We start from the raw sequence: 255 nt of genomic DNA, 5'->3' as shown, positions 1-255 counted from the left end.
GGCCCAGACTCCTACGGGAGGCAGCAGTGGGGAATATTGGACAATGGGCGCAAGCCTGATCCAGCCATGCCGCGTGTGTGAAGAAGGCCTTAGGGTTGTAAAGCACTTTCAGGAGCGAGGAAGGGTGATTGATTAATACTCAATCATTTTGACGTTAACTCCAGAAGAAGCACCGGCTAACTCTGTGCCAGCAGCCGCGGTAATACAGAGGGTGCAAGCGTTAATCGGAATTACTGGGCGTAAAGCGCGCGTAGG

At 53.3% G+C, this 255-nt stretch carries 1 rRNA gene; it reads left to right on the top strand.

Annotation, left to right across the window (positions count from 1 at the left end):
- Positions 1–255 (top strand): 16S ribosomal RNA (locus tag V6259_RS19845); the annotation flags it as partial.

Origin of the sequence: Marinomonas sp. TI.3.20, assembly GCF_038155025.1 — a bacterium.
In the GTDB taxonomy this organism is placed as follows: domain Bacteria; phylum Pseudomonadota; class Gammaproteobacteria; order Pseudomonadales; family Marinomonadaceae; genus Marinomonas; species Marinomonas flavescens.
The sequence above is the reverse complement of the archived record's forward strand: the minus strand, read 5'-3'. Positions and strand labels throughout refer to the sequence as shown.